Source organism: Enterobacter cloacae complex sp. P47BA (assembly GCF_014930485.1).
Taxonomy (GTDB): domain Bacteria; phylum Pseudomonadota; class Gammaproteobacteria; order Enterobacterales; family Enterobacteriaceae; genus Enterobacter; species Enterobacter bugandensis.
On sequence record NZ_JADBRF010000014.1, the window covers coordinates 75248 to 98695 of the forward strand.

Below are 23448 nucleotides of genomic sequence, written 5' to 3' on the forward strand. Positions count from 1 at the left end.
CCACAGCCAGTCATGTTGACTACCCTTAATACCCTAAGCGGTAAAACATGGAGATTCGATATGGCTTATCAGACAGTAAATCCTGCCACTAACCAGCTCATCAAAGAATACCCCTCACATACCGACGCGGATATCGAAGCGGCGCTGAAGGCGGCCGATGCGCTTTACCATTCGGAATGGGCGAAAGGCGACATCAGCCAGCGCCTGCCGGTGCTGCATAAGCTTGCCGACCTGATCGACGAGCGCGTGGAGGAGCTGGCCAAAATCGCCAGCCAGGAGATGGGTAAGCTCATCGAACAGAGCCGCGGCGAGGTGAAGCTTTGCGCGCAGATCGCCCGCTACTACGCCGACAACGCGAAGCAGTTCCTCGCCCCGGTGAAGTACGACTCTGAACTTGGGGAAGCGTGGGTGGAGCATCACCCCATCGGCGTGCTGATGGCCGTCGAGCCGTGGAACTTCCCCTACTACCAGCTGATGCGCGTCCTGGCACCAAACCTGGCGGCGGGTAACCCCGTTATCGCCAAGCATGCCAGCATCGTGCCGCACTGCGCCGAGACCTTTGCGCATCTGGTGCGCGAGGCGGGCGCGCCGGAAGGGGCGTGGACGAACCTGTTTATCTCGTCCGAACAGGTGGCGAATATCATCGCAGACGATCGCGTGCAGGGCGCAGCGCTAACCGGCTCCGAAAAGGCGGGCAGCGTGGTGGCCGCGCAGGCGGCGAAGCACATTAAGAAATCGACCCTCGAACTGGGTGGTAACGACGTCTTCGTGGTGCTGGACGACGCGGACCTGGATAAAGCGGTTAAGATTGGCGTGAATGCGCGGCTCAACAACGCCGGGCAGGTCTGTACCGCGGCGAAGCGCTTTATCCTGCATGAAAAGATTGCGGATGCCTTCCTCAGCAAATTTACCGAGGCGTTTAAGCAGGTGAAGATTGGCGATCCGCTGGACGAGAGCACCACGCTGGGGCCGCTCTCTTCCAAAGATGCGCTGGAAACGCTGACCAAACAGGTTAACGAGGCGGTGAAAAACGGTGCCACGCTGCACTATGGCGGCAAGCCGGTGCAGCGCGACGGGAGCTTCTTCGAACCGACGATCCTGACGAATATATCGCGTGAGAACCCGGCGTACTTCGAAGAGTTTTTCGGCCCGGTTGCGCAGATGTACGTGGTGAAAAACGACGACGAGGCGGTCGCGCTGGCGAACGACTCCCACTACGGCCTGGGCGGGGCGGTGTTCAGCCAGGACATCGAGCGCGCGAAGAAAATGGCGTCGCGGATCGAGACCGGGATGGTGTACATCAACTGGCTCACCGATACCGCAGCAGAGCTGCCGTTCGGCGGCGTGAAGCGTTCCGGCTACGGACGCGAGCTGTCGGATCTGGGGATCAAAGAGTTTGTGAACCAGAAGCTGGTGGTGGTGCGTAAGTAAGAGGTAATAAAAAAACCTGCCGGTTGGCAGGTTTTTTCAGTTGATTACTGTACTTCGATCTTGTCCCAGCCGCTTTTGAACATGCAGCTGTCGACTAACGTATCCCGGCGATATTCATTCGCGTCTTCAACCGTGTAGCTCGTGGAAATATCCTTTTTCTTGTTCTTTTTGTCCGTTTTTTCCGAGCTCGAACCGGTCACTACGTTATCCGGAGGCAGATCGATCAGGGCCTGCGCTTCGCATTCCGTGAGCTTTTTATTCATCTCAGCGTCGCTCACGCCCGGTTTTACCCATTTGTACTGGACGCAGCCGGTGAGCATCAGCGTGAGGCTCAGAACGCAAAGCGCGGTAATGCGGTGTTTCATCAGAAGCTAACTCCACCGCCGACATATGCGCCATCAATCAGGGTGTGGTTTGGACGACCATCTTTACCGTCAACGCTCACGTGGCGGTAGCCTACTTTCAGCGTAACCGGTTTGATTGGGGTCCAGCTTACGCCGCCGTTAGCTTCAACGTAGTTTTTCACGCTGTTGTTCAGGCCTTCTGGTGCCGCATAGCCTTCGCCATAGACGTGGATGCTGTCGGTCAGCGCAACGTTTACGCCGCCGCCAATCGGGAAGGCCACGCCGTTATCGCCTTTTTTCGGGCCGATGTAGATGGCTTTTGCGCCTGCATTCAGCATCACCGGGCCCACTTCCAGGTTGTAGCCTGCGCCCACGCCACCGGTCTGGGTACCGTCGTCGGTGTTTTTCAGCCAGTTACTTTCGAGATAAACACCGGATGAGGATTTGCCCATTTCCAGGTTGAGGTTGGTAAAGTTTTTACCTTGCTCAATGCTGCCGCCCATTGCCAGTGCGGAACCCGAGATGGCGGTCAGTGCAGAAAGAAGAAGAATGTTCAGTTTTTTCATGTTTCGTGCCTCATCATCAAATTAATCTGGGGGCACCTTAACAAGCGATGTTTATGACTGCAAATGTGATGCAAATCGACTTTTCATGCTGTAATTGTTAATTCTTTTATCTTTATTTGTAACGCTTAAGTTGGGTTGTCGGTGTGTCAACGCGCAAATTTGAGGTGTTGAGGAACAGTTTAATTTTTTGACTAAACGAAATCTGAACGAGGCAGGGATAGTGATTTGATATGCATTAATTGCGCTTCTAATACTTTCCAATTCCATTTCTAAAATCACATAAAAAAACAAATTTTTACATTTTTATGGTCATTATTTGTTCAGGTGTCCGGCCACGTTTCCTTTCCATGTCATTTTTCTGACACGTTTGTTCATTACGTTGTGGGCTTCACTTTCCGGATGCTAACAATATGAAAAGAAAAATCATTCCTGTGCTTATCGGCAGTACGCTCTCTTTCTCTGGCCTGGCGGCGCAGCCCACGGCTGAGCACTATGTTGTCAGCTTCCCTGACGGCTCACACGTGAAATACAGCGGCGCGTTTGCCGGTGCGTTTCCGAATGGACTCCCGGTAGGGATTGGCTCCGGCCTGCTGTTTACGGGCAAGCAGGGCGATGCTCTGACCTTCGCGACCGTAACCGATCGCGGTCCTAACGCCGATGCGCCCAAAATGGGTAAAAACGAAGCCAAAATTTTTGTCACGCCGGATTTCGCGCCGCTGCTGATGACCATCCGCGTTCAGAACGGCAAAGCGGAGGCAACGGATGCCCGCCCGCTGCATGATGATAAAGGCGAGATTAACGGCCTGCCGCTGCAAAGCGGCGTGATTGGAGCCACCAACGAGGTGGCGTTCAGCGATACCCTCAACATTCTGAAGGGTGACAACCGCGGGCTGGACACGGAAGGCATCACCCCGGACGGCAAGGGCGGCTTCTGGCTGTGCGACGAGTATGGCCCATTCCTGATTAACGTCGACAGCAAAGGGAAAATTCTGGCGATCCACGGGCCGCAGGCGGCGGAAGGGGAAAAATCCATCGCGGGCGGTCTGCCAAACGTTATCAAATGGCGCCAGCCGAACCGGGGCTTTGAAGGCCTGACCCGGATGCCGGACGGGCGGATTATCGCCGCCGTGCAAAGCACGCTGGATATCGACGGTAAGAGCAAAAAGCAGGCGCTGTTTACGCGTCTGGTCAGCTTCGACCCGGCGACCGGGAAAACGGCGATGTATGGCTACCCTATCGACAGCGCGGCCTACAGCAAAAACAGCGACGCCAAAATCGGCGACATCGTGGCGCTGGACGACCAGCACATCCTGCTGATTGAACAGGGTGAGGATAAAAATGACGCGATGCGTAACCTTATCTACAAGGTGGATCTCAGCAAGGCGAGCGACCTGACCGCTTTCGACAAGCCGGGCGAGTACCCGGAGTTTGATGATGAGAAAACCCTGGCACAGCGCGGCATTACCCTTGCTGCAAAAACGCAGGTCGTCGATCTGCGCGCGCTGGGCTGGAAGCAGGAGAAGGCCGAAGGGCTGGCGCTGATCGACGGCAAACGGCTTGCGGTGGCGAACGATAACGACTTTGGCGTGAAGGTGGCGATGCAGCATCCGGTCGAGGGCAAAAAGCTCAAGGACTATCGGGTTAACGAGGAAGGCAAGCTGACGCTGGATGATAAACCGGTGGAAACTACGCTCAGCGTGAAGCCGCTGAAGAAGCCGGAGTCAGAGAGCGAGCTGTGGATTGTGACGCTGCCGGAGGCGTTGAAATAATTTTATCCCTCATCCTAACCCTCTCCCCAAAGGGGAGAGGGGAAGCAAGGCGGTTATTTCTTCAGACCCGCAAACGCTGCTCGGATTTCTTCTTCCGGCAGCTGTATACCAATAAACACCATCACGCTGTGCGGCGCTTCATCGCCCCACGGGCGGTCCCAGTCGGCGCTGTACAGGCGCTGTACGCCCTGAAACAGCAGGCGGTTCGGCTCGCCGTCGATCCACAGCATGCCTTTGTAGCGCAGCAGCTTGTCGGCAAACGACAGCAGCAGGTTCTCCATCACGCGGGAGACCTCGCTGATGTCCACCGGATAGTCCAGCTCCACCACAATCGACGCCACGTCGTTTTGCTTGTCTCCCATAAAGTGGAAGCGCGGTTTCGTGGTGACGTTCTCCTCCAGCATAAAGCCGTTGGTGTTAAACAGCTGGGATAGATCGATATCGCCATGCGTCACCGTGTAAATCGGCGCGCGCGAGTTGATGCGCGTCAGGCGCTCGCGGAGTTTTTCGCTGTCGCCTGCCACGTCGGTTTTGGTCAGCAGAATGCGGTCGGCGTAGCCCACCTGAGACTGGGCAATGGTGAACTGGTTCATCTGCTCGTCGGCGTGGACCGCGTCTACCAGGGCAATCACCCCGTCCAGCAGGTAGCGCTGGCAAAGAATATCGTGCGAGAAAAAGGTCTGAATAATCGGGCCGGGGTCGGCCATGCCGGTGCACTCGATCACCAGACGGTCGAAGCCGATGTCACCGCGATCGCGGCTGTCGAGCAGGTCCAGCAGGGCGTCTTCCAGCTCGTTAGAGCGGGTGCAGCAGATGCAGCCGTTGGTCAGGGTTTTGATTTGCGTGGCGCGGTCTCCGATTAATTGATCGTCAACGGAGACTTCGCCAAATTCGTTTTCGATGACGGCGATTTTGAAGCCGTGCTGCTCGTTCAGAATGTGGCGCAGCAGGGTGGTTTTACCGGCGCCGAGGAAACCGGTCAGCAGGGTAACGGCAATCGGGGTCATGGTCTCTCCTTTAGCAGCAGCGGACGCCGCCTTCTCCACTTCCGCCGTAGCGCGCTTCCTGACGCTCGCGGAAGAATTCGGTGTAGGTCATATACGGCTTATCCGGATGGTTGGTCTTCATATGCTCAACGTAGTTGTCATAGTCCGGAATGCCAATCAGCATCTTCGCCGCCTGACCGAGGTATTTTTTTGCTTCGCCTAAGTTACCAAACATAGTCCATCCTGATAAGAACAAAGCCCCGCCGGAGCGGGGCTGAATACAACCAGATTAATGGTGTGAAGAGGTCTTCACGCCGCCTTCCGGCACCGGCACGTACGGGGTCTCTTTATCCGTACGGCCTTCGGTGTTGCGCACTTTCATCCAGGTTTTGATGCCGTAGAAGATAATGCTGTACACCACCACCAGGAACAGAATGCTCAGACCCGCGTTAGTGTAGTTGTTCACCACGATATGGTTCATGTTGGCAATCTGTTGCGCGGTCAGATCCGCGCCGCCTGCGGCAATCTTCTCTTTGTACTGGTTAGCCATGAAGAAGAAGCCTTCCAGCTGCGGGTTGGTGCTGAACAGCTTCAGGCCCAGCGCCCAGGTGGTGCAGAGCAGCAGCCACAGCGCAGGAACCACGGTCACCCAGATGTATTTGGTGCGCTTCATCTTCACGAGGACGACGGTACCGAGCACCAGGGCAACGGCTGCCAGCATCTGGTTAGAGATACCGAACAGAGGCCACAGGCTCTTCACGCCGCCGAGCGGGTCGACAACGCCCTGATACAGCAGGTAGCCCCACAGGCCTACGCACCCGGCAGTACCCAGAACACCCGCTACCAGAGAGTCGGTTTTCTTAAGGAACGGCACGAAGTTGCCCAGCAGATCCTGCAGCATGAAGCGGCCCGCACGGGTACCGGCATCCAGCGCGGTGAGGATGAACAGCGCTTCGAACAGAATACCGAAGTGGTACCAGAAGCCCATGTCCGCCCACGGCAGCACTTTGTGGAACACGTGTGCGATACCCACGGCCAGCGTCGGCGCGCCACCTGCGCGGTTCAGCACGGACGGTTCGCCAATGTCCTTCGCGGTCTGCATGATCTGCTCAGGCGAGATCACGAAGCCCCAGGAGCTGACGGTCGCCGCCGCGTGTGCGCTGGCCTCTTTCAGCTGCGCCATGATCAGCGCGGTATTTTCCCCGCCCATCTCATGCAGGTTTGGCATGGTGATGCCCAGACCCGCCGGTGGAGTGTTCATCGCGAAGTACAGGCCTGGCTCGATAATCGAGGCCGCAACCAGCGCCATGATCGCCACGAAGGACTCCATCAGCATCGCGCCGTAACCGATAAAGCGCGCGTCGGTTTCGTTAGCCATCAGCTTCGGCGTGGTGCCGGAGGCGATCAGCGCGTGGAAGCCAGACACGGCGCCGCAGGCGATAGTGATAAACAGGAACGGGAACAGGGCGCCTTTCCACAGCGGACCGGTGCCGTCAATGTACTGGGTTACCGCCGGCATTTTCAGCTCAGGGTTGATGATCACAATCCCGATTGCCAGCCCGACGATCACGCCGATTTTCAGGAAGGTCGCCAGGTAGTCGCGCGGAGCCAGAATCAGCCACACCGGCAGCAGGGCAGAAACGAATGCGTAACCGATCAGCGCGAAGGTGATGGTGGTGTCTTTAAAGGTCAGCGCCGGGCCCCAGTACGGGTCGTGCGCAATCACGCCGCCGAAGTAGATGGAGGCGACCAGCAGCACGATACCGATCACCGATACCTCACCCACGCGGCCAGGGCGCAGGAAGCGCATATAGATGCCCATGAACAGCGCAATCGGTACGGTAGAGCAGACGGTGAAGACGCCCCACGGACTTTCGGCCAGCGCCTTCACCACGATCAGCGCCAGCACCGCGAGGATGATGATCATGATCAGGAAGCAGCCGAAGAGGGCGATAGTGCCCGGCACGCGGCCCATCTCTTCTTTGATCATCTCACCCAGCGACGAACCGTTACGGCGCGAGGAGATAAACAGCACCATAAAGTCCTGCACCGCACCCGCCAGCACCACGCCCGCCAGCAGCCAGAGCGTACCTGGCAGGTAGCCCATTTGCGCGGCCAGTACCGGGCCAACCAGCGGGCCAGCACCGGCGATAGCGGCAAAGTGGTGACCAAACAGCACGTAGCGGTTGGTTGGCACGTAGTTCAGACCGTCATTGTTAATGACCGCCGGGGTGGCGCGCGTCGGGTCGAGCTTCATGACCTTCTGCGCGATGTATAAGCTGTAGTAGCGATAGGCCACAAGGTAGACGGAGACCGACGCGACCACGATCCACAGGGCGCTGACGTGTTCGCCCCGGCGTAATGCGACAACCGCCAGACAGAAAGCACCGAGGATCCCGAGTAAGGCCCAGGGCACGTGCTTAAGTAGTTTTTTAGTATCCATAGTAAGACCTGGTTTTTTATGTAAAGAAAAAAGGGTCAGGGTTCGTTGTGAGGAGGTATTGATTAATGCTGGAGCGATCGTGCCAGATCCGCGCGCGCGTAAAGGACGATAAATGAGTGAGTGGTTGAAAGTGATGGGTGAGCGGTCAAAGGACGCGGCGAGTGGTTCAGGCTCGCCGCTGGTCGGGGAAATTATGTGATTGAGATCACGTGGTTTTCCGGGCTGCGCTCCATCGACAGGTAGCTTTCCAGCGTCTTGATGAGCTTCTCCTTCAGCCAGCTTGGCTCCAGGATCTGAATATTCGGCAGCCAGTAGAACAGCAGCGGCAGGATCTGGTTTTCGTGTGCCGCCTGGCAGCGCAGCGTGACGCCGCCGCGCCGCTCCTCCAGCAGCTCCTGTTCCGGCAGGAGATCGCGGCGCAGGAAGTAATGTGAAATATTATCCTTAATGAATATTTTCACGGTGAAAGTAGTTTCGGACACCCACGGGTCGAGGCTTTTTTCCAGCAGTTCCCGAACATTTTCATCAGGAGTAAAAAAGGTTTTTTGAACATCAAACCAGCTAATCTGGCTTAATGAAAAGGATTTCAACCGGCTATTCTCGGTAGCTTGTAAATACCATATATTTTTTTTGTTAATGAGTTTATAGGGATTAATCAGACGGGTTTTACCCTTATAAACGATCTGACAGACATTATGGTTCTTAATCGATTTCTCGATTTTCGCTAAATGGCGGCGGATATCACGCTGCACCGTGTGCTCTGCGTCATTACCGAGGATAAGAATATGGTTTTCGTCGACGCGCGCCTCCAGCTTTTGCCAGAAGTCCGTATTTCTTTCAGGGAAAAAGTTATCGGCATTCAGGAAGTTAGCCAGAGCATGATGTAATCCCTGCCCGCCGGGAGATTGGGCGGAATGGATCAGTCGATATAGCCCGTTACCGGTATGTTCAACAATGGGCGAGAGCGCATTTAAATCCCGGTAGACGGTGCGCTCGGTAATTTTAAATTTCTCCATTAGCGCACTGCGGTTTACCACCCCGTGTAAATGTAGCTCAAGGAGAATATCGACCAGACGTTCAGCCGAGCGGCTCCGCGTCGTTTTAGCCATAAGGTCTTCCTGTATATTGGGTATGCGCTGAACAATGCAAAAGCACTGACCGGAGATGTCAGTATTCAGGCACAGAAAATTTCTCTTATGGATATATAACGGCGTGATTTAGCGGAAACCTTAGGAATTTTTGTAGAAAGCGGCGCTGGCCCGAAAAAAGGCCAGCGCGAGGGGGATCACACGACGGCTTCCATCTCCATCATTACCGGGTGGAAACGGCGCTTAAAGTAGATCAGGCCGTGTCCCGCGTCACTCAGGATGATATTTTTCACTTCGACAAGATAAACCAGATGCGTGCCGATGGTTTGCACCTGGGTAATCTCGCCTTCCAGACTCGCCAGCGCGCCTTTCAGCACCGGCTGCCCCAGCGGGCCTTTCTGCCAGCAGGAGAGGGCAAAGCGCTCCTCCATTGCCATCCCGGTCATCCCGGCGAAGTGGCGGGCCATGATCTCCTGCTCGTGGTTCAGCACGTTGACGCACAGCCTGCCGTTGCCCTGAAAGACCGGGTTCATGGCGCTGTTGGCGTTAATGCAGACCATGACCGACGGCGGGGTATCCGTCACCGAGCAGACGGCGGTGGCGGTAATGCCGCAGCGTCCGGCATCGCCCTCGGTGGTGACCACATTGACCGCCGCCGACAGGCTGCTCATTGCGTCGCGAAAACGCAGGCGTTGTTCATCTGAATGCATTGTAACCTCCCGCTGCGCTATTTCAGCAGCTTGTCGAGCATGTTGATATCGCTGTTGTTGTGCAGGTGCGGCACGGTCCAGCCGTGCTGGTCGTACTCGGACATGCAGCGGTCGACCATTGCCATCATCTTGTCCATATTTCCGGAGCTTTGCGCCTGACGCAGGCATTGCAGGCGGATCTCATCCTGGCTGCCGGAGTAGTTGATTTCGTACAACTCGTGACGACCGCCAAATTCGCTGCCGATGGCGTCCCACATCAGTTTCAAAATCTTGATGCGTTCGACGTGATCCATTCCGTTGGAGCCGCGCACGTACTTCGCCAGATACTGGTCGATCTGCGGGTTGTTCAGGTCCCGCGCGCTGGACGGCAGGTAGATCAGCCCGGAGGTCACGTTGCGTTCAATGATGTGCTTGATCTTCGCGTAGGCCATCGGGGCCATCACGCGGTAGGTTTGCAGCGCCGCGTGGTCCGGCAGGTACGCGCCGTTCACCCACGGCGTGGCTTCGGAGCACATGGAGTCGCTCAGCGCCCAGAACATATTGCGCCAGGCCACTACTTCACCGAGATCCGCCTGCACGCCGCGGAACTCCAGGGTACCGGTGCACTCCAGGGATTTCTTCAGCAGGGCGGTGATGAAGTCGAGCTTCACCGCCAGACGTACGCAGGCCTGCAGCGGGTACATGCGGGCGAAGCCGCCCTCCATCGTCCAGCGACGGCAGCGGTCGAAATCGCGGTAGATCAGCACGTTTTCCCACGGGATCAGCACGTTATCCATCACCAGGATCGCGTCGTTCTCGTCGAAGCGGCTGGAGAGCGGGTAGTCGTACGGGGAGCCGGTTGCGCCTGCCACCATCTCATACGAGGCGCGGGAGATCAGCTTCACGCCTTCGGCATCCATCGGCGCGACGAACATCAGCGCGAAGTCCGGGTTTTCGCCCATCACCTGCGCGGAGCCAAAACCGATCATGTTGTAGTGGGTCAACGCCGAGTTGGTTGCGACGACTTTCGCACCGCTGACGATAATCCCGGCATCGGTCTCTTTCTCCAGCTTGATGTAGACGTCCTTCACCTCGTCCGCCGGCTTGTGGCGGTCGATCGGCGGGTTGACGATGGCGTGGTTAAAGTACAGGCCGGTTTCCTGAATGCGGGTGTACCAGTTCCGGGCGTTCTGCTCGAACTGACCGTAGAAGGCAGGGTTCGCTCCCAGCGCGCAGCCGAACGCCGCTTTGTAGTCCGGCGTGCGGCCCATCCAGCCGTAGCTCAGGCGCGACCACTCGGCGATGGCGTCGCGCTGCTGGCGCAGGTCGTCGGCGCTTTTCGCCACGCGGAAAAATTTGTGGGTGTAGCCGCCGCTGCCGGTGTCGGTGCCCCAGCACAGCGTGTCCTGCATGTCCGGCTTGTGCAGGGCGTCGTACATCTGGGCGATGGACGCCGCCGCATTGCGAAACGCCGGGTGGGTGGTGACGTCCTTAACGCGCTCGCCGTAGATATAAATCTCGCGTCCATCCTGCAGGCTTTTTAAATACTCTTCGCCGGTTAACGGACGTTTGGCATCAGCGCGGAAATCTTCAGGCTTCATAGGGACCTCGTATCGGAAGATGGTTGTTAAATTTATGTTTTGTTTTTGTTGTTTAATTGAAGCGTGAGAGGGGCGGAACGTGAAGGGACGATTGGGACAACGGCGGGTACTTTTCGGGCGGGATTGGGATTTGTGATCTGTGCGGGTTTTTGGCGGGTGGCGCTGCGCTTACCCGCCCTACATACCGCGATGCGCTCAGGAAACCGGTACTTTCTGCGCCCGATACGCGCTGGGCGAGCAGCCCGTCAGGCGATTGAAAAACCGGGCGAAATAGGCCGGATCCTTAAATCCCAGCTGCCAGGCAATCTCGCTGACCGCGCTGTCGGAAAACAGCAGCAGGCGCCTGGCCTCGCGCAGCTGCCGGTCGAAGATAAGCCGTTTCGGCGAGCGGTTGGCGAAGCGGCGGCAGATGTCCGTCAGGCGGGATTCGGTCAGGTGCAGTTCGCTGGCGTATTCCGGTACCGTCCAGTGCTGGTGGTAATGGGTGTCGATCAGCTGGGTAAAGCGCTGGAACAGCTTCAGCTCGCCGCGCATCCCGCTGGCCGCGTGGTCGTCGAGCTTCGCGTTGCGCAGCAGCAGGGTAAATACCGCCTGCGCCAGCAGGACCAGCGTATGCTCACGGCCCGGCAGCTGTTCCGTGGATTCCCGGGCAATGAGCTGCCAGTAGTGCTTCAGCGCCGCCAGCTCGTCAGGCCTGTCGGCAAGCGACAGACAGATCCCCGGCAGGCCGAACGCTTCCCGCGTGCCGGGGTAGAGCACTTCTAACAGCGGCCAGATGAGATCCTCGCGCACCGTCAGCACGTGCCCGTCGCTGTCGGATTCGGTGATAAACGCGTGCGGCACCGACGGCGGCGTCAGCACAAACAGCGGCGCCTGCACCGAATAGCGGTGGTCGTCGAGCTGGAGCTCAATCTGCCCGGTGTCGAGAAAGTGCATCTGAAAGTACTGGTCGTGACGATGCGCCTGCATGTCGCGGCCAAAAAAGGCCGCCATGCGGGCGAACGACTGATAGTGAACGTCGTCGGTGCCCAGACTTTCGTCGTACTCCTTGCTGATATCAATGTTGGCGATAGGGCTCTGGCACATGATCGTTCCTCTGTTGAACCCGCTGCGTCATCGGGATACGCGTCAGCACCAGCGCGCCGACCACCAGCAGACCCGCCACGAACCACAGCCCGGAGCTGAAGCTGCCGGTCGCGTCGCGCAGGATCCCAATCAGCAGCGGGCTGACGGCGGATCCGACATTACCGATGGCGTTGATCACCGCCAGCGCCACCGCGCGGGATTGCAGGCTAATAACCCGATCCGGCGTGGTCCAGAATATCGCCATGGCGGTAAACGATCCGGTTGAGGCCATGATGATGCCAAGCAGTTGGATCAGGCTGTGATCGGTCGCGGAGGCCAGCATCCATCCCGCCGCTGCAAACAGGTACGGCAGGATGGTGTGCCTTTTTCGCTCTTTCAGCCTGTCGGAGCGGCGACTCCACCAGATCATCCCGAGGATGGTACAAAACTGCGGGATCGCCGCCAGCAGGCCAATCACGATATTGCTGCTGCCGGTGTTGAAGCTTTGCAGGATCTGCGGCGTCCAGATGTTGATCGCGCTCAGCGTATTGGTCAGACAGAAGTAGGCCAGCGTGTAGAGCAGCACGGCGGGCGTAAGCACCTCGCGCAGCGTCGAGCGCGGCGTGACGGATTGGGCGATGGCGACCTCCTGCTCGCGCGCGATCATCGTTTTCAGCGCCTGCTTTTCGTCCTCATCCAGCCAGGTGGCCTGATCCGGCGTGTCGTTGAGGTAAAACCAGGTCACCACGCCGAGCACCACCGACGGCAACCCCTCCAGCAGGAACAGCCACTGCCAGCCCTTCAGGTTCCACAGCCCGTCCATCGCCAGAATGTACCCGGAGAGGATCGAGCCGAGCATCATGGTCACCGGCATGGCGATCATAAACAGCGCGTTGGCGCGGGCGCGGTGATAGGCCGGGAACCACCAGGTGAGATAGACCAAAATCCCCGGCAGGAAACCGGCTTCCGCAATGCCCACCAGCATGCGCAGGACGTAAAGCGTTTCGGGGCTGGTGGCGAACATGGTGCAGGTGGACGCGATGCCCCACACCACCATGATCCCGGCGATCCAGCGGCGTGCGCCGACCTTCGCCAGCATGATGTTGCTGGGGATCCCGCACAGCACGTAGGTGACGTAAAACAGCGTCGCGGCCAGGCCAAACATGGTCGACGTGAGGCCCAGATCTTTGCCCATCGTCAGCCCGGCAAAGCCGATGTTAATGCGATCGAGAAACGAGAAAACAAACAGGATAAAGAGAAACACGATCAAACGACGGAACAGCTTATTTATTGCGCGATGTTCTACATCTTTATTATGCAGGGTTGAGGTCGTCATGTTGCGCTCCACATCGTACGTTTAGTAGACGGATTTATTGTTATCAACTGCTGTGGTGACGTCGGTAAAGCGGGCCGCCAGCGCTTCGGCGCTGCGGGCGAGCAGGGTGGTATCCACACCGACCGCCACAAACAATGCGCCGAGGCCGAGATAGCGTTTCGCCAGCTGTTCATTCGCCATCAGGATGCCGGGCGCTTTGCCCGCGCTGAGGATCTGCGCGATCGCCTGCTCGATGGCGGCCTGCACCTCCGGGTGCTGCGGATTGCCGGCAAAGCCCATGTCGGCGCTCAGATCCGCCGGGCCGATAAACACGCCGTCGACGCCTTCCACGTCCAGGATCTGCGGCAGGTTTTTCAGCGCCTCGCGGGTTTCGATCTGCACCAGCACGCACATGGCGTCGTTAGCCTGATGCAGGTAATCCGGGATGCGGTTCCAGCGCGACGCGCGCGCCAGGGCGCTGCCGACGCCGCGAATGCCCGCAGGCGGGTAGCGGGTGGCGCTTACCGCCAGCCGCGCCTCGTCAGCGTTTTGCACCATCGGCACCAGCAGGGTTTGCGCCCCCACGTCCAGCAGCTGCTTGATCTGCACCGGATCGTTCCACGACGGGCGCACCACCGGCTGGCTGGGATAAGGGGCGATAGCCTGTAATTGGGTTAACACGGTCTGGACGCTGTTCGGCGCGTGCTCGCCGTCGATCAGCAGCCAGTCAAAACCGGCCCCGGCCAGCAGCTCTGCGCTGTAGCTGCTGGTCAGCCCCAGCCATAAACCGATTTGCGGGCGGCCCGCCTGCAGCGCCGCTTTGAATGCGTTTTGCATGGTCGCCTCCTTATACAAAGCGGCAGCTGATGGAGCCCATGTTGCCGTAGTCAACATGGAAGGTGTCGCCTCTGCTGGCGGCAACCGGACGGGTAAACGAGCCGCCGAGGATGATTTGTCCGGGCTCAAGCTGCACGTCGTACGGCGCGAGCTTGTTCGCCAGCCACGCCACGCCGTTCGCCGGGTGGTTAAGCACGCCCGCGGCGACGCCGGTCTCTTCGATCACGCCGTTGCGGTAGAGCAGGGCGGAGATCCAACGCAAATCCAGCGCGTCGGGCTTAATCGGACGACCGCCGAGGATCACCCCGGCGTTGGCGGCGTTATCGGAGATGGTGTCGAACACCTTGCGCGGGCGCTGGGTCTCCGGGTCAACGTTGTGGCAGCGGGCGTCGATCAGCTCCAGGGCGGGAATGACGTAATCCGTGGCGTTGTAGACGTCGAAGATCGTGCAGTTCGGGCCGCGCAGCGGTTTTGCCAGCACGAAGGCCAGCTCCACTTCGATACGCGGGACGATAAAGCGGTCGACGGGAATGTCGCTGCCGTCGTGGAAGAACATGTCGTCCAGCAGCGCGCCGTAGTCCGGCTCGCTAATCTGCGAGCTGGCCTGCATCGCTTTCGAGGTGAGGCCAATCTTGTGGCCTTTCAGCACGCGGCCTTCGGCAATTTTCAGGCTCACCCATTCGCGCTGTACGGCGTAGGCGTCTTCGATGGTGATCTCCGGGTACTCCAGCGAGATCGCGCGGATCTGCTCCCGGGACTGTTCCGCCTGATGCAGGCGCTGGGCGATCAGGGTATGGGTGTGTTTGTCCAGCATGGCGATATCCTGTTTTTGCCGGGTGGCGCGTAGCGATCCCGGCCTACGTTCTTGGCCGTTGTAGGCCCGGTAAGCGAAGCGCCACCGGGCGAGCAGACGGCTACTTAAACAACGCGTGCACGTTGTTTTGTTTGTAATTGAGCGTCGGATCGAGTTCTTCCATGGCGAACGACAGCGCCAGATAGCGCTCCGCCATCAGCTCCGCGAAGTGGGTTTTGATCAGCGCAAACAGCATCTCCCCCACGGCTTCCCGGCTCTCCAGGCTGCGCCCGGCGCCGATCTTCAGCGTCATATGCACAAAGGCGTAATCATGCTTACCGTCCGCCATCTGCCAGGTGTCCAGCCAGTGGGCGCGGCTGCGGATGCCGCCGAGCGGGAAGATCCCCGTGGCGGCCAGCGCCTCGTTCACTTTGGCGAACAGCCCCGGCAGGTCGGCCTGCGCGCGGATATTGTCGGTACATTCAGCAATAAAGTGCGGCATAACAACTCCTTACGCGGGCAGCGGGAAAACGGCGTTGACCTGGCCGGTGCCGGAGCTGGCGAACAGCTCGGTGAGAAACTCCACCTTGCCGTCATAGCGGTCCCAGCCGAGCATCCCCAACAGCATCACCGTGTCGTGCATGTTCCCCTCGCCGTAGCAGTAGTCGGCGTACTCCGGCAGCATGCTGCAAAACTCTTTAAACTGGCCTTCGCGCCACAGCTTGACCACGCGCTCGTCCATCTGGCGATCAAACTCGCGGGTGTAGCTGTTCATCCCTTCCTCCGCGCGCTGGTCGTCGATAAAGCGGTGCGACAGCGAGCCGCTGGCGAGCACCGCCACGGTGCCGTCGTACTTTTCGATGGCGCTGACGATGGCCTCGCCCAGCCTGCGGCTGTCGGCAAAGTCGTGAACCGTGCAGAACGCCGAGATGGAGATCACTTTGAAGTGCTTATCCGCGTTCATGTAGCGCATCGGCACCAGGGTGCCGTACTCCAGCTTGAGGCTCGGAATGTTGTGCGCCTTGGCGCGCACGCCGAGCTTCACCGCTTCGTCGGCGATCAGCTGCCCGAGCTCCGGGTTGCCGTCGTAGTCATACGTCATGTCGCGGATAAAGTGCGGCAGCTCGTTGCTGGTGTAGACGCCCGAAAAATGCTCCGCACAGTTGATGTGATACGCGCTGTTTACCAGCCAGTGGGTGTCGAACACGATGATGGTGTCCACGCCCAGTTCACGGCAGCGCTTGCTGATCTCTTTATGCCCGTCGATGGCGGACTGGCGGCAGCCGTGGTTTTTCCCCGGCAGCTCGGAAAGATACATCGACGGCACGTGGGTGATTTTTGCCGCTAACGCTAGCTTGCCCATTGTCAGATCCCCCATTTTGGAATCGGATGGTCGCCCATGGAGATGCAGACGTTCTTCATCTCCGCGAACACCTCGAAGCTGTACTCGCCGCCCTCGCGGCCGGTGCCGGAGGCCTTCACGCCGCCAAACGGCTGGCGCAGGTCGCGCACGTTCTGGGTGTTGACGAACACCATGCCCGCTTCAATGTTGCGCGCCAGACGGAGCACCTTGCTGACGTCCTGGGTCCAGATGTACGACGCCAGGCCGTACTCCACGTCGTTCGCCAGACGCAGGCCTTCCGCCTCGTCCTTAAACGGCAGCAGGCAGGCCACTGGCCCGAAGATCTCCTCCTGCGCCACGCGCATGCGGTTGTCGACGTCCGCCAGCACCGTCGGGCGCAGGAAGTTGCCGCCCTTCAGGTGTGCAGGCAGATCGGTCGGTTTGTCCGGGCCGCCCGCCAGCAGGGTGGCGCCTTCCTCGATGCCGAGGCGGATATAGCCGGAGACTTTCTCCCAGTGCTGCTGGCTGATGAGCGCGCCAATCTGGGTGTTCGGATCGGTCGGATCGCCCACGCGCAGGCGATTGGCGCGTTCGGCGAAGCGCTTGACGAACTCCGGGTAGATGCTCTGCTGGATGAAGATGCGCGAGCCCGCGGTGCAGCGCTCGCCGTTGATGGAGAAGATGGTGAACAGCGCGGCGTCCAGCGCGCGCTCAATGTCCGCATCTTCAAAAATCAGCACCGGGGATTTGCCGCCCAGCTCCATGGAATATTTCTTCAGCCCGGCGTTTTTCATGATGTTGCGCCCGGTGGCGGTGCCGCCGGTGAAGGAGACGGCGCGCACGTCGTGGTGGCGCACCAGCGCGTCGCCTGCCGTCGCCCCGTAGCCCTGCACCACGTTCAGCACGCCCGCCGGAATGCCCGCCTCCAGCGCCAGCTCGCCCAGACGGTCGGCGGTCAGCGGCGAGAGTTCAGACATCTTCAGCACCGCGGTGTTGCCCAGCGCCAGGCACGGCGCGACCTTCCAGGTGGCGGTCATAAACGGCACGTTCCACGGCGACACCAGCGCGCAGACGCCCACCGGCTGCACCAGCGTGTAGTTGAGCATTTTGTCGTCGACCGGGTAGGTTTTGCCGTTCATCTGCTGGCACACCTCGGCGAAGAACTCGAAGTTGTGCGAGGCGCGCGGGATGAGCACATTTTTGGTCTGGTGGATCGGCAGGCCGGTGTCGGCGGTTTCCATGGCGGCGATCTCGGGCACGTTCTGGTCGATCAGATCCCCCAGGCGACGCATCAGGCGCGCGCGCTCCTTCATCGGCAGGTTGGCCCATTTCGGGAACGCCTCTTTAGCGGCGGCAACGGCCTGATGAATTTCCGCTTCACCGCCGGAGGCGACTTCCGCTAATACCTCGCCGGAGGCCGGGTTAGTGGTATGGAAGTACTCGCTTCCGGCGACGTTTTTACCGTTGATCCAGTGGTTAATCTTTTTCATTTTGCAGTCTCCTCGCTGACAATCCGGTTCACCAGGCGGCCCACGCCTTCCACTTCCACCACCACTTCATCGCCCGGCACCACGTCGGACAGCCCCTTCGGCGTGCCGGTGGCGATCATGTCGCCCGGCTGTAGGGTCATAAAATCGCTCAGATACGCAATCAGGTAAGGAATGCTGAAAATGAGATCGGCGGTGGTGCCTTCCTGACGCAGTTCGCCGTTGACGAAGGTGCGCAGGGTTAAGTTATGCGGATCAGGAATGGCTTCTTTCGGCACGATGTTCGGGCTGATGGGGGTCAGCCCGTCGCGGCTTTTCACCCGCAGGTTCGGGCGGTAGTAGTTTTCGAGATAGTCGCGGATGGCGTAGTCGTTGCAGACCGTATAGCCCGCAACATAGTCCATCGCCTCGGCTTCGCTCACCTTGCGGGCCGTTTTGCCGATGACCACCACCAGCTCCGCTTCATAGTGCATGTACTCGACGTTGTTCGGGCGCACCGAGGTTTGGTTGTCACCGTTGAAGGTGTTCGGCGCTTTGATAAACACCAGCGGCTCGGTGGGCGGCTTGAAGTCCAGCTCGCTGGCATGATCGGCGTAGTTAAGACCGAGGGCGAACAGCGTGGCGTGTTCAGGCGTGCGGTGGGAAAGGGCAACGTCGCGCTCGTTCACCACCGGGTTTTCCAGCGGCGGGAAACCTTCCGCCAGAATCCGCACGCGATCGCCCGGGCGGATCTTCACGCGGCTTTGCGGCGTGCCGAGCAGGATCGCATCGCCGGGATTGAGGGTGGCGAATTCGCTCAGGGCGCTCAGCAGTTCGGCGGCGCTGCGCTGCAGATCGGCGGTGTTCCAGTGGTCCGCTTCGCGGCCGTTGATTTCGGTGATGATGGTCAGGTTATCCACCTTATCAACGGCGACCATTTCGCCGAGCGGGCAAAAGCCGTCCCGGCATTTGGCCTTGATGGCCGGGCGGTAGAAGCTCTCTTCCGGCAGGCTCACCTCGTTGGCCAGCGCGTAGCCGGCGATGTAGGCCGCGGCGTCCTCTACGCGCACCCTGCTGGCGGTTTTACCCACAACCAGCGCCACCGTCGCGCCGCTTAACACCGTTTCCCCCTGCGGGAAAGGAATGGGCTCGCCCGCGCGAATCACCGTGTTGTGCGGTTTGATAAACCACACCGGCGTTTTTGGCGGCGTGTTGTAAGGGGCTTTTTCAAACGCCTCAGCCCAGGCTTCTTGCTGACTCTGGTGGTTCAGCGCGACGGCAAATACGGTACCTTTCATTCACCTACTCCTCACCCCGACGGTCCGGGTTATGATTTCATTAATATGTTAATGATCTGGTTTTATGCTTTTGCTGTTTATTTCGCAATCAGAAGTGAAAAATTTGTGATATGAATAACAATAAATTTACATTATGGATTTTAATCCTATGTAAATCAGTTGATTAATAAAAACGAATGGTTTCTGTTAGACTTTCTGGCAGGAAACGTGTTGTTTATAAAAACATCTTTTATGAATCATTTACTTGTTAATGATGTGAAGGGGAGAGGCTATGCATGATTCATTAACCATCGCGCTTTTGCAGGCGCGGGAAGCGGCGATGTCGTACTTCCGTCCGATTGTGAAGCGGCATAACCTCACCGAGCAGCAGTGGCGCATCGTGCGCGTGCTGGCTGAACATCCGTCGATGGATTTTCACGATCTGGCGTTTCGCACCTGTATTTTGCGCCCGAGCCTGACCGGCATTCTGACGCGCATGGAGCGCGACGGCCTGGTGCTGCGCTTAAAGCCGGTGAACGACCAGCGCAAGCTGTACGTGTCGCTGACCAAAGAGGGAAATGCGCTGTACGAGCACGCCCAGGCGCAGGTGGAAGAGGCGTATCAGCAGATTGAGGCGGAATACACGCCGGAGAAGATGAAGCAGCTGACGGCGCTGCTGGAAGAGTTTATTGAACTCGGAAACCGGCATAACGCAGCGCGGGAAGAAGAGTAAAAACCACAAATTCCAGGATGATTTTCGTAAAGTTTTCCCTTTCCAGGCCGAAAATTCTGTATCTGTCTGAGGAAAGAGAAAACATGTTAAACCGTATCAAGATTGTCACCAGCTTAATGCTGGTTTTAGCGATATTTGGCCTTTTACAACTCACATCCGGTGGTCTTTTCTTTAATGCTCTGAAGAATGACAAAGAGAATTTCACCGTCCTGCAAACCATTCGTCAGCAACAATCCACCCTTAACGGGAGCTGGGTTGCGCTGCTGCAAACCCGTAATACCCTGAACCGCGCGGGCATCCGCTACATGATGGATCAGAACAATATCGGCAGCGGCGCGACCGTTAACGATCTGATGCAGATTGCGTCTGCCTCGCTGAAACAGGCGGAAAAAAACTGGGCTGACTATGAAGCCCTGCCGCGCGACCCGCGTCAGAGCGACGCCGCTGCGCTAGAAATTAAACGTAACTACGATATCTACCACGGTGCGCTGGCTGAGCTGATTCAGCTGCTGGGGGCGGGCAAAATCAACGCCTTCTTCGACCAGCCGACCCAGAGCTACCAGGATGGATTCGAGAAGCAGTACGTGAGCTACCTGCAGCAGAACGACAAGCTGTACCAGATGGCGGTTGAAGACAGCAACAGCTCTTACACTCAGGCTATCTGGGTGCTGATCAGCGTGCTGGTTGCCGTGCTGGTGGTGATTGTGGCCGTCTGGCTGGGTATCAAGCAGGCGCTGATCTCTCCGCTGACGCGTCTCATTGACAATATCCGCCACATCGCCAGCGGCGACCTGGTGAAGCGCATCGACGTGGAAGGCTCTAACGAGATGGGCGAACTGGCCGACTCGCTGCGTCATATGCAGGGCGAGCTGGTGCGTACCGTGGGCGACGTGCGTAACGGCGCGAACGCTATTTATAGCGGCGCGAGCGAAATCGCGATGGGCAATAACGACCTCTCTTCCCGTACTGAACAGCAGGCCGCTTCCCTGGAAGAGACCGCTGCCAGCATGGAGCAGCTGACGGCGACCGTTAAGCAGAACGCCGAGAACGCCCGTCAGGCGAGCCACCTGGCGCTAAGCGCGTCTGAAACCGCGCAGAAGGGCGGCAAGGTGGTGGACAACGTGGTGCAAACCATGCGCGACATCGCGGGCAGTTCGCAGAAAATTGCCGATATCATCAGCGTGATCGACGGCATTGCCTTCCAGACCAACATCCTGGCGCTGAACGCGGCGGTAGAAGCGGCGCGTGCGGGCGAACAGGGCCGTGGATTTGCGGTGGTGGCAGGGGAAGTGCGTAACCTGGCCCAGCGCAGCGCTCAGGCAGCACGTGAGATCAAGAGCCTGATTGAAGACTCCGTGGGACGCGTGGAAGTGGGTTCAACGCTGGTGGAAAGCGCCGGTGAAACCATGGGTGAGATCGTGAACGCGGTGACCCGCGTGACCGATATCATGGGCGAGATTGCCTCTGCGTCCGACGAGCAGAGCCGCGGTATCGACCAGGTGGGCCTGGCGGTGGCAGAGATGGACCGCGTGACCCAGCAGAACGCCTCGCTGGTGGAAGAGTCAGCCGCAGCGGCGGCGGCTCTGGAAGAGCAGGCGAGCCGTCTGACGCAGGCCGTGGCGGTGTTCCGCATTCAGCAGGAGCAGATGAAGGCGCGCGAGTTCGCTGCCGCGAAAAGCGTTGCCGCGCCGGTGATGTCGCGTAAAGTCGCGACGGCGGACGCGGGCGATAACTGGGAAACCTTCTAACGCCGTGTGTTGTGCCGGGTGGCGGCTACGCCTTACCCGGCCAACGGAAGCTTGTTGTAGGCCCGGTAAGCGCAGCGCCACCGGGCGATATCATAGCGGCAGGCGCATGGCGCAGCGCGTTTCATACGCGAAACCGTGCGCTGTCTCTTCTTCCCTTTTCTGACGCAGTTCAGGCGTCAGGGTAGTCATTTTTTCAAACCCCAGCCGGGCATAGAACGGCGCATTCCACGGGACGTTCCTGAACGTCGTCAGCGTCAGCGCTGTCAGCCCCCTGTTACGGGCATGGTCTGCCACGCAGGCGATGAGCTGCCTGCCGATCCCTTTTCCCTGCCAGTCCAGATCAACCGAGAGTTCGACAATAAAAAGTGATGAAGGATGGGCTTCGGCAAGGATAAACCCGACGGGGTGGTCGTTTGCCAGCGCCAGCCAGCTTAGCCCGCGTTCGACATAGCCGAGGTGTTGCTCTGCGGAAATGACCTCGCCATCGGCAAGCCAGGCGAGTGCCGGGAAGCCACGGAAGCGCCCGGCCGCCGCGCGCTCAATGGCGGGCAGGGCGGCAACGTCGTCGCAGGTGCTGGGGCGAAAGTAAATATTCATGGCGGGAAGTATAGCCTGACTTTCCGACATTATTTCGAGCAGACCAGCACCGGCGAGTAAAAGTTGCTAATCACCAGCGCATCATGCGGCGTGCGTTCTACCGCCAGGAGCCTTTTTTTCCCCAGCGTCAGGCCGGTGACGTATTTTTCAAATACGCCAGGGGGCATCGCGTCGTGGCTAAAACGCTCCACTTTTTGAATGATAATCTCATACAGTTCACCCTCCACATGCCGCCAGTTAAACATCTCCTGACGAGACACTTCCCAGCTTTGCGGGGTATTCCCGATGTTGCCGTTCAGGGTGATATACCCGGTTTTGTCAGGGTGAAAACGCATGACGATCTCCCCATCAAACGTAAAATAATGATTTTCACGTTTGTCAGAGAAGGTCAGATTGCCGCCGCAGGTCACCGACAACGGGGGGGTATAAAAATACCACGTCAGCGCGCCGCCGGTTAGCATCAGGTTAAGGATCAGAAAGAGCCAAATTTTTATGTGTCGCATAACATCACTCGTCATAGTAAAGCGTACGACAAGCGCTCGCTTTATCCTGCGTGAGGGAACACTGTGAAAGCACCAGTCGCCCTTCATGGCCGTAGAAAAAAGCTCTCTGGATGTGCATATAGAAAACTGAATTTTTCAGACAAGGGAGATGGCCGTCCTGCCGAAGGGTTTGCGCCAGGGCGATCGCCTTTTCGCGAAACACATCCGCCAGCGGCGTAAAGGTGTAGACCGGACAGGTGTCGATATGGGTCAGCAGATGGATTTCCCTCTGCGGGTTTTCGGGTTTGATCGCCGTTATCCAGAGGCACAGCGCCACGATCGCCAGGGTAAGCGCGCCGCAGAACAGGCGTTCCGGTCGAACACGCCATGCCGGTTTAGCCGTTCTGGCTGCCGGAGGCGCTTCCTCCAGGGCCGTTACCGTGACGTCGGCGCTGAGCATAAAGCCGGTCTTGGGAACAGTGACGATAAACAGCGCGTCGGGAAGCAGGCTGATCAGCATTTTGCGTAAAATGCTGATGTACTGATTTAACGAATTGTTAGACCCCTGGAGCCCACGCTGATCCCAGACCTCATGGAGAAAGGTGTCACGTTCGACCACGTTCCCATGATGCTGAACCAGCAGCCTCATGATGGTATTGGCCGTGCAGGTGAGGATCTGCGCATCCTCATCCGGCGCATTGATCAGAGCAACAGAACCGTCCTCGTCGTTGTAGACGATGGTGTCAGCAAGCAGGTATTTCATAATGTGTTGTAAAACAGACAGAGATAATGAATTTAAAGAGAAGGTGTTTACATCTTCTGAGCATAACTGCTGGCTATTTTAACGCCATTGTTACCGATAACATTGATCCAGAC

23 protein-coding genes are annotated in these 23448 nt (G+C 58.4%); 4 read left to right on the forward strand and 19 right to left on the reverse strand.

What is annotated here, in order from left to right:
- The first annotated feature begins 60 nt into the window (after positions 1 to 60).
- Positions 61 to 1431: an NAD-dependent succinate-semialdehyde dehydrogenase gene (locus tag IM299_RS15195; protein WP_193357755.1), complete on the forward strand. Its 1371-nt coding sequence runs from the start codon at positions 61 to 63 to the stop codon at positions 1429 to 1431.
- Between the two features lie 44 nt (positions 1432 to 1475).
- Here the strand turns inward: IM299_RS15195 and IM299_RS15200 are convergent, their stop codons facing one another.
- Complete coding sequence (locus IM299_RS15200; protein WP_028015390.1) at positions 1476 to 1796, reverse strand: hypothetical protein; 321 nt, start codon at positions 1794 to 1796, stop codon at positions 1476 to 1478.
- Positions 1796 to 2341: a YfaZ family outer membrane protein gene (locus tag IM299_RS15205; RefSeq protein ID WP_028015391.1), complete on the reverse strand. Its 546-nt coding sequence runs from the start codon at positions 2339 to 2341 to the stop codon at positions 1796 to 1798. The genes IM299_RS15200 and IM299_RS15205 overlap by 1 nt, the downstream gene beginning before the upstream one ends.
- Positions 2342 to 2751: 410 nt before the next feature.
- On the opposite strand from IM299_RS15205, the gene IM299_RS15210 reads away from it, so the two are divergent.
- On the forward strand, positions 2752 to 4110 hold the full coding sequence (locus tag IM299_RS15210) for an esterase-like activity of phytase family protein (protein WP_193357756.1): 1359 nt from the start codon (positions 2752 to 2754) through the stop codon (positions 4108 to 4110).
- Positions 4111 to 4163: 53 nt separating this feature from the next.
- Here the strand turns inward: IM299_RS15210 and yjiA are convergent, their stop codons facing one another.
- The 14 genes from yjiA to hpaG form a co-directional block, all read right to left on the reverse strand.
- Positions 4164 to 5117 carry a GTPase gene (yjiA, locus tag IM299_RS15215; RefSeq protein WP_048959792.1) on the reverse strand — a complete coding sequence of 318 codons (954 nt, stop codon included), beginning with the start codon at positions 5115 to 5117 and terminating at the stop codon, positions 4164 to 4166.
- A 10-nt stretch (positions 5118 to 5127) separates the two neighbouring features.
- Positions 5128 to 5331 carry a YbdD/YjiX family protein gene (locus IM299_RS15220; protein ID WP_003856610.1) on the reverse strand — a complete coding sequence of 68 codons (204 nt, stop codon included), beginning with the start codon at positions 5329 to 5331 and terminating at the stop codon, positions 5128 to 5130.
- 54 nt (positions 5332 to 5385) lie between these two features.
- Complete coding sequence (locus IM299_RS15225; RefSeq protein ID WP_028015394.1) at positions 5386 to 7539, reverse strand: carbon starvation CstA family protein; 2154 nt, start codon at positions 7537 to 7539, stop codon at positions 5386 to 5388.
- A gap of 191 nt (positions 7540 to 7730) precedes the next feature.
- Positions 7731 to 8648: a YafY family protein gene (locus IM299_RS15230; protein ID WP_048957191.1), complete on the reverse strand. Its 918-nt coding sequence runs from the start codon at positions 8646 to 8648 to the stop codon at positions 7731 to 7733.
- A gap of 176 nt (positions 8649 to 8824) precedes the next feature.
- Positions 8825 to 9337 (reverse strand): 4-hydroxyphenylacetate 3-monooxygenase reductase subunit, encoded by a 513-nt coding sequence (locus IM299_RS15235; protein WP_041911318.1) that lies wholly within the window; start codon positions 9335 to 9337, stop codon positions 8825 to 8827.
- 17 nt (positions 9338 to 9354) lie between these two features.
- Positions 9355 to 10917, reverse strand: a complete 1563-nt coding sequence (gene hpaB / locus IM299_RS15240) for a 4-hydroxyphenylacetate 3-monooxygenase, oxygenase component (RefSeq protein WP_193357757.1) — start codon at positions 10915 to 10917, stop codon at positions 9355 to 9357.
- Positions 10918 to 11112: 195 nt separating this feature from the next.
- On the reverse strand, positions 11113 to 12003 hold the full coding sequence (hpaA, locus tag IM299_RS15245) for a 4-hydroxyphenylacetate catabolism regulatory protein HpaA (RefSeq protein ID WP_193357758.1): 891 nt from the start codon (positions 12001 to 12003) through the stop codon (positions 11113 to 11115).
- Positions 11975 to 13318, reverse strand: coding sequence for a 4-hydroxyphenylacetate permease (hpaX, locus tag IM299_RS15250; RefSeq protein WP_048957187.1), 1344 nt, complete (start codon positions 13316 to 13318; stop codon positions 11975 to 11977). Before hpaX ends, hpaA begins: the two co-directional genes overlap by 29 nt.
- A 21-nt stretch (positions 13319 to 13339) precedes the next feature.
- Positions 13340 to 14134, reverse strand: a complete 795-nt coding sequence (hpaI, locus tag IM299_RS15255) for a 4-hydroxy-2-oxoheptanedioate aldolase (protein WP_193357759.1) — start codon at positions 14132 to 14134, stop codon at positions 13340 to 13342.
- Between the two features lie 10 nt (positions 14135 to 14144).
- Complete coding sequence (gene hpaH, locus IM299_RS15260; RefSeq protein ID WP_048957186.1) at positions 14145 to 14948, reverse strand: 2-oxo-hept-4-ene-1,7-dioate hydratase; 804 nt, start codon at positions 14946 to 14948, stop codon at positions 14145 to 14147.
- A gap of 100 nt (positions 14949 to 15048) precedes the next feature.
- Positions 15049 to 15429: a 5-carboxymethyl-2-hydroxymuconate Delta-isomerase gene (locus IM299_RS15265; protein ID WP_063438163.1), complete on the reverse strand. Its 381-nt coding sequence runs from the start codon at positions 15427 to 15429 to the stop codon at positions 15049 to 15051.
- Between the two features lie 9 nt (positions 15430 to 15438).
- Entirely contained in the window at positions 15439 to 16290 is an 852-nt protein-coding gene (hpaD, locus tag IM299_RS15270) for a 3,4-dihydroxyphenylacetate 2,3-dioxygenase (protein ID WP_193357760.1), read from the reverse strand.
- Between the two features lie 2 nt (positions 16291 to 16292).
- Entirely contained in the window at positions 16293 to 17759 is a 1467-nt protein-coding gene (gene hpaE / locus IM299_RS15275) for a 5-carboxymethyl-2-hydroxymuconate semialdehyde dehydrogenase (RefSeq protein ID WP_045400869.1), read from the reverse strand.
- Positions 17756 to 19033 (reverse strand): 4-hydroxyphenylacetate degradation bifunctional isomerase/decarboxylase, encoded by a 1278-nt coding sequence (hpaG, locus tag IM299_RS15280; RefSeq protein WP_048957183.1) that lies wholly within the window; start codon positions 19031 to 19033, stop codon positions 17756 to 17758. Before hpaG ends, hpaE begins: the two co-directional genes overlap by 4 nt.
- Positions 19034 to 19304: 271 nt before the next feature.
- Between hpaG and hpaR the strand changes: the two genes are divergently transcribed.
- Positions 19305 to 19745: a homoprotocatechuate degradation operon regulator HpaR gene (gene hpaR / locus IM299_RS15285; RefSeq protein WP_023334396.1), complete on the forward strand. Its 441-nt coding sequence runs from the start codon at positions 19305 to 19307 to the stop codon at positions 19743 to 19745.
- Positions 19746 to 19828: 83 nt separating this feature from the next.
- The gene (gene tsr, locus IM299_RS15290; protein WP_028015406.1) at positions 19829 to 21493 is read left to right on the forward strand and encodes a methyl-accepting chemotaxis protein; all 1665 of its coding nucleotides are present in this window, start codon (positions 19829 to 19831) and stop codon (positions 21491 to 21493) included.
- Between the two features lie 90 nt (positions 21494 to 21583).
- Here tsr and IM299_RS15295 read toward each other — a convergent pair whose 3' ends face one another.
- From IM299_RS15295 to IM299_RS15305, 3 genes are read right to left on the reverse strand one after another with little or no spacing between them, the layout of a single operon-like run.
- Positions 21584 to 22090 carry a GNAT family N-acetyltransferase gene (locus tag IM299_RS15295; protein ID WP_193357761.1) on the reverse strand — a complete coding sequence of 169 codons (507 nt, stop codon included), beginning with the start codon at positions 22088 to 22090 and terminating at the stop codon, positions 21584 to 21586.
- A 29-nt stretch (positions 22091 to 22119) separates the two neighbouring features.
- Positions 22120 to 22593 carry a hypothetical protein gene (locus tag IM299_RS15300; protein ID WP_048957204.1) on the reverse strand — a complete coding sequence of 158 codons (474 nt, stop codon included), beginning with the start codon at positions 22591 to 22593 and terminating at the stop codon, positions 22120 to 22122.
- Positions 22594 to 22597: 4 nt separating this feature from the next.
- Complete coding sequence (locus IM299_RS15305) at positions 22598 to 23335, reverse strand: winged helix-turn-helix domain-containing protein (protein WP_193357762.1); 738 nt, start codon at positions 23333 to 23335, stop codon at positions 22598 to 22600.
- Positions 23336 to 23448: the final 113 nt, after the last annotated feature.

Bases quoted from the DNA above. Each gene is read 5' to 3' on its own strand.
- hpaX (WP_048957187.1), bottom strand. From the start codon at position 13,318: ATGACGACCTCAACCCTGCATAATAAAGATGTAGAACATCGCGCAATA.
- IM299_RS15220 (WP_003856610.1), bottom strand. From the start codon at position 5,331: ATGTTTGGTAACTTAGGCGAAGCAAAAAAATACCTCGGTCAGGCGGCG.
- hpaB (WP_193357757.1), bottom strand. From the start codon at position 10,917: ATGAAGCCTGAAGATTTCCGCGCTGATGCCAAACGTCCGTTAACCGGC.
- IM299_RS15305 (WP_193357762.1), bottom strand. From the start codon at position 23,335: ATGAAATACCTGCTTGCTGACACCATCGTCTACAACGACGAGGACGGT.
- IM299_RS15195 (WP_193357755.1), top strand. From the start codon at position 61: ATGGCTTATCAGACAGTAAATCCTGCCACTAACCAGCTCATCAAAGAA.
- IM299_RS15235 (WP_041911318.1), bottom strand. From the start codon at position 9,337: ATGCATTCAGATGAACAACGCCTGCGTTTTCGCGACGCAATGAGCAGC.
- hpaG (WP_048957183.1), bottom strand. From the start codon at position 19,033: ATGAAAGGTACCGTATTTGCCGTCGCGCTGAACCACCAGAGTCAGCAA.
- IM299_RS15210 (WP_193357756.1), top strand. From the start codon at position 2,752: ATGAAAAGAAAAATCATTCCTGTGCTTATCGGCAGTACGCTCTCTTTC.
- yjiA (WP_048959792.1), bottom strand. From the start codon at position 5,117: ATGACCCCGATTGCCGTTACCCTGCTGACCGGTTTCCTCGGCGCCGGT.
- IM299_RS15200 (WP_028015390.1), bottom strand. From the start codon at position 1,796: ATGAAACACCGCATTACCGCGCTTTGCGTTCTGAGCCTCACGCTGATG.
- IM299_RS15205 (WP_028015391.1), bottom strand. From the start codon at position 2,341: ATGAAAAAACTGAACATTCTTCTTCTTTCTGCACTGACCGCCATCTCG.
- tsr (WP_028015406.1), top strand. From the start codon at position 19,829: ATGTTAAACCGTATCAAGATTGTCACCAGCTTAATGCTGGTTTTAGCG.
- hpaD (WP_193357760.1), bottom strand. From the start codon at position 16,290: ATGGGCAAGCTAGCGTTAGCGGCAAAAATCACCCACGTGCCGTCGATG.
- IM299_RS15295 (WP_193357761.1), bottom strand. From the start codon at position 22,090: ATGAATATTTACTTTCGCCCCAGCACCTGCGACGACGTTGCCGCCCTG.
- IM299_RS15265 (WP_063438163.1), bottom strand. From the start codon at position 15,429: ATGCCGCACTTTATTGCTGAATGTACCGACAATATCCGCGCGCAGGCC.
- hpaA (WP_193357758.1), bottom strand. From the start codon at position 12,003: ATGTGCCAGAGCCCTATCGCCAACATTGATATCAGCAAGGAGTACGAC.
- hpaE (WP_045400869.1), bottom strand. From the start codon at position 17,759: ATGAAAAAGATTAACCACTGGATCAACGGTAAAAACGTCGCCGGAAGC.
- hpaR (WP_023334396.1), top strand. From the start codon at position 19,305: ATGCATGATTCATTAACCATCGCGCTTTTGCAGGCGCGGGAAGCGGCG.
- IM299_RS15230 (WP_048957191.1), bottom strand. From the start codon at position 8,648: ATGGCTAAAACGACGCGGAGCCGCTCGGCTGAACGTCTGGTCGATATT.
- IM299_RS15300 (WP_048957204.1), bottom strand. From the start codon at position 22,593: ATGCGACACATAAAAATTTGGCTCTTTCTGATCCTTAACCTGATGCTA.
- hpaH (WP_048957186.1), bottom strand. From the start codon at position 14,948: ATGCTGGACAAACACACCCATACCCTGATCGCCCAGCGCCTGCATCAG.
- hpaI (WP_193357759.1), bottom strand. From the start codon at position 14,134: ATGCAAAACGCATTCAAAGCGGCGCTGCAGGCGGGCCGCCCGCAAATC.
- IM299_RS15225 (WP_028015394.1), bottom strand. From the start codon at position 7,539: ATGGATACTAAAAAACTACTTAAGCACGTGCCCTGGGCCTTACTCGGG.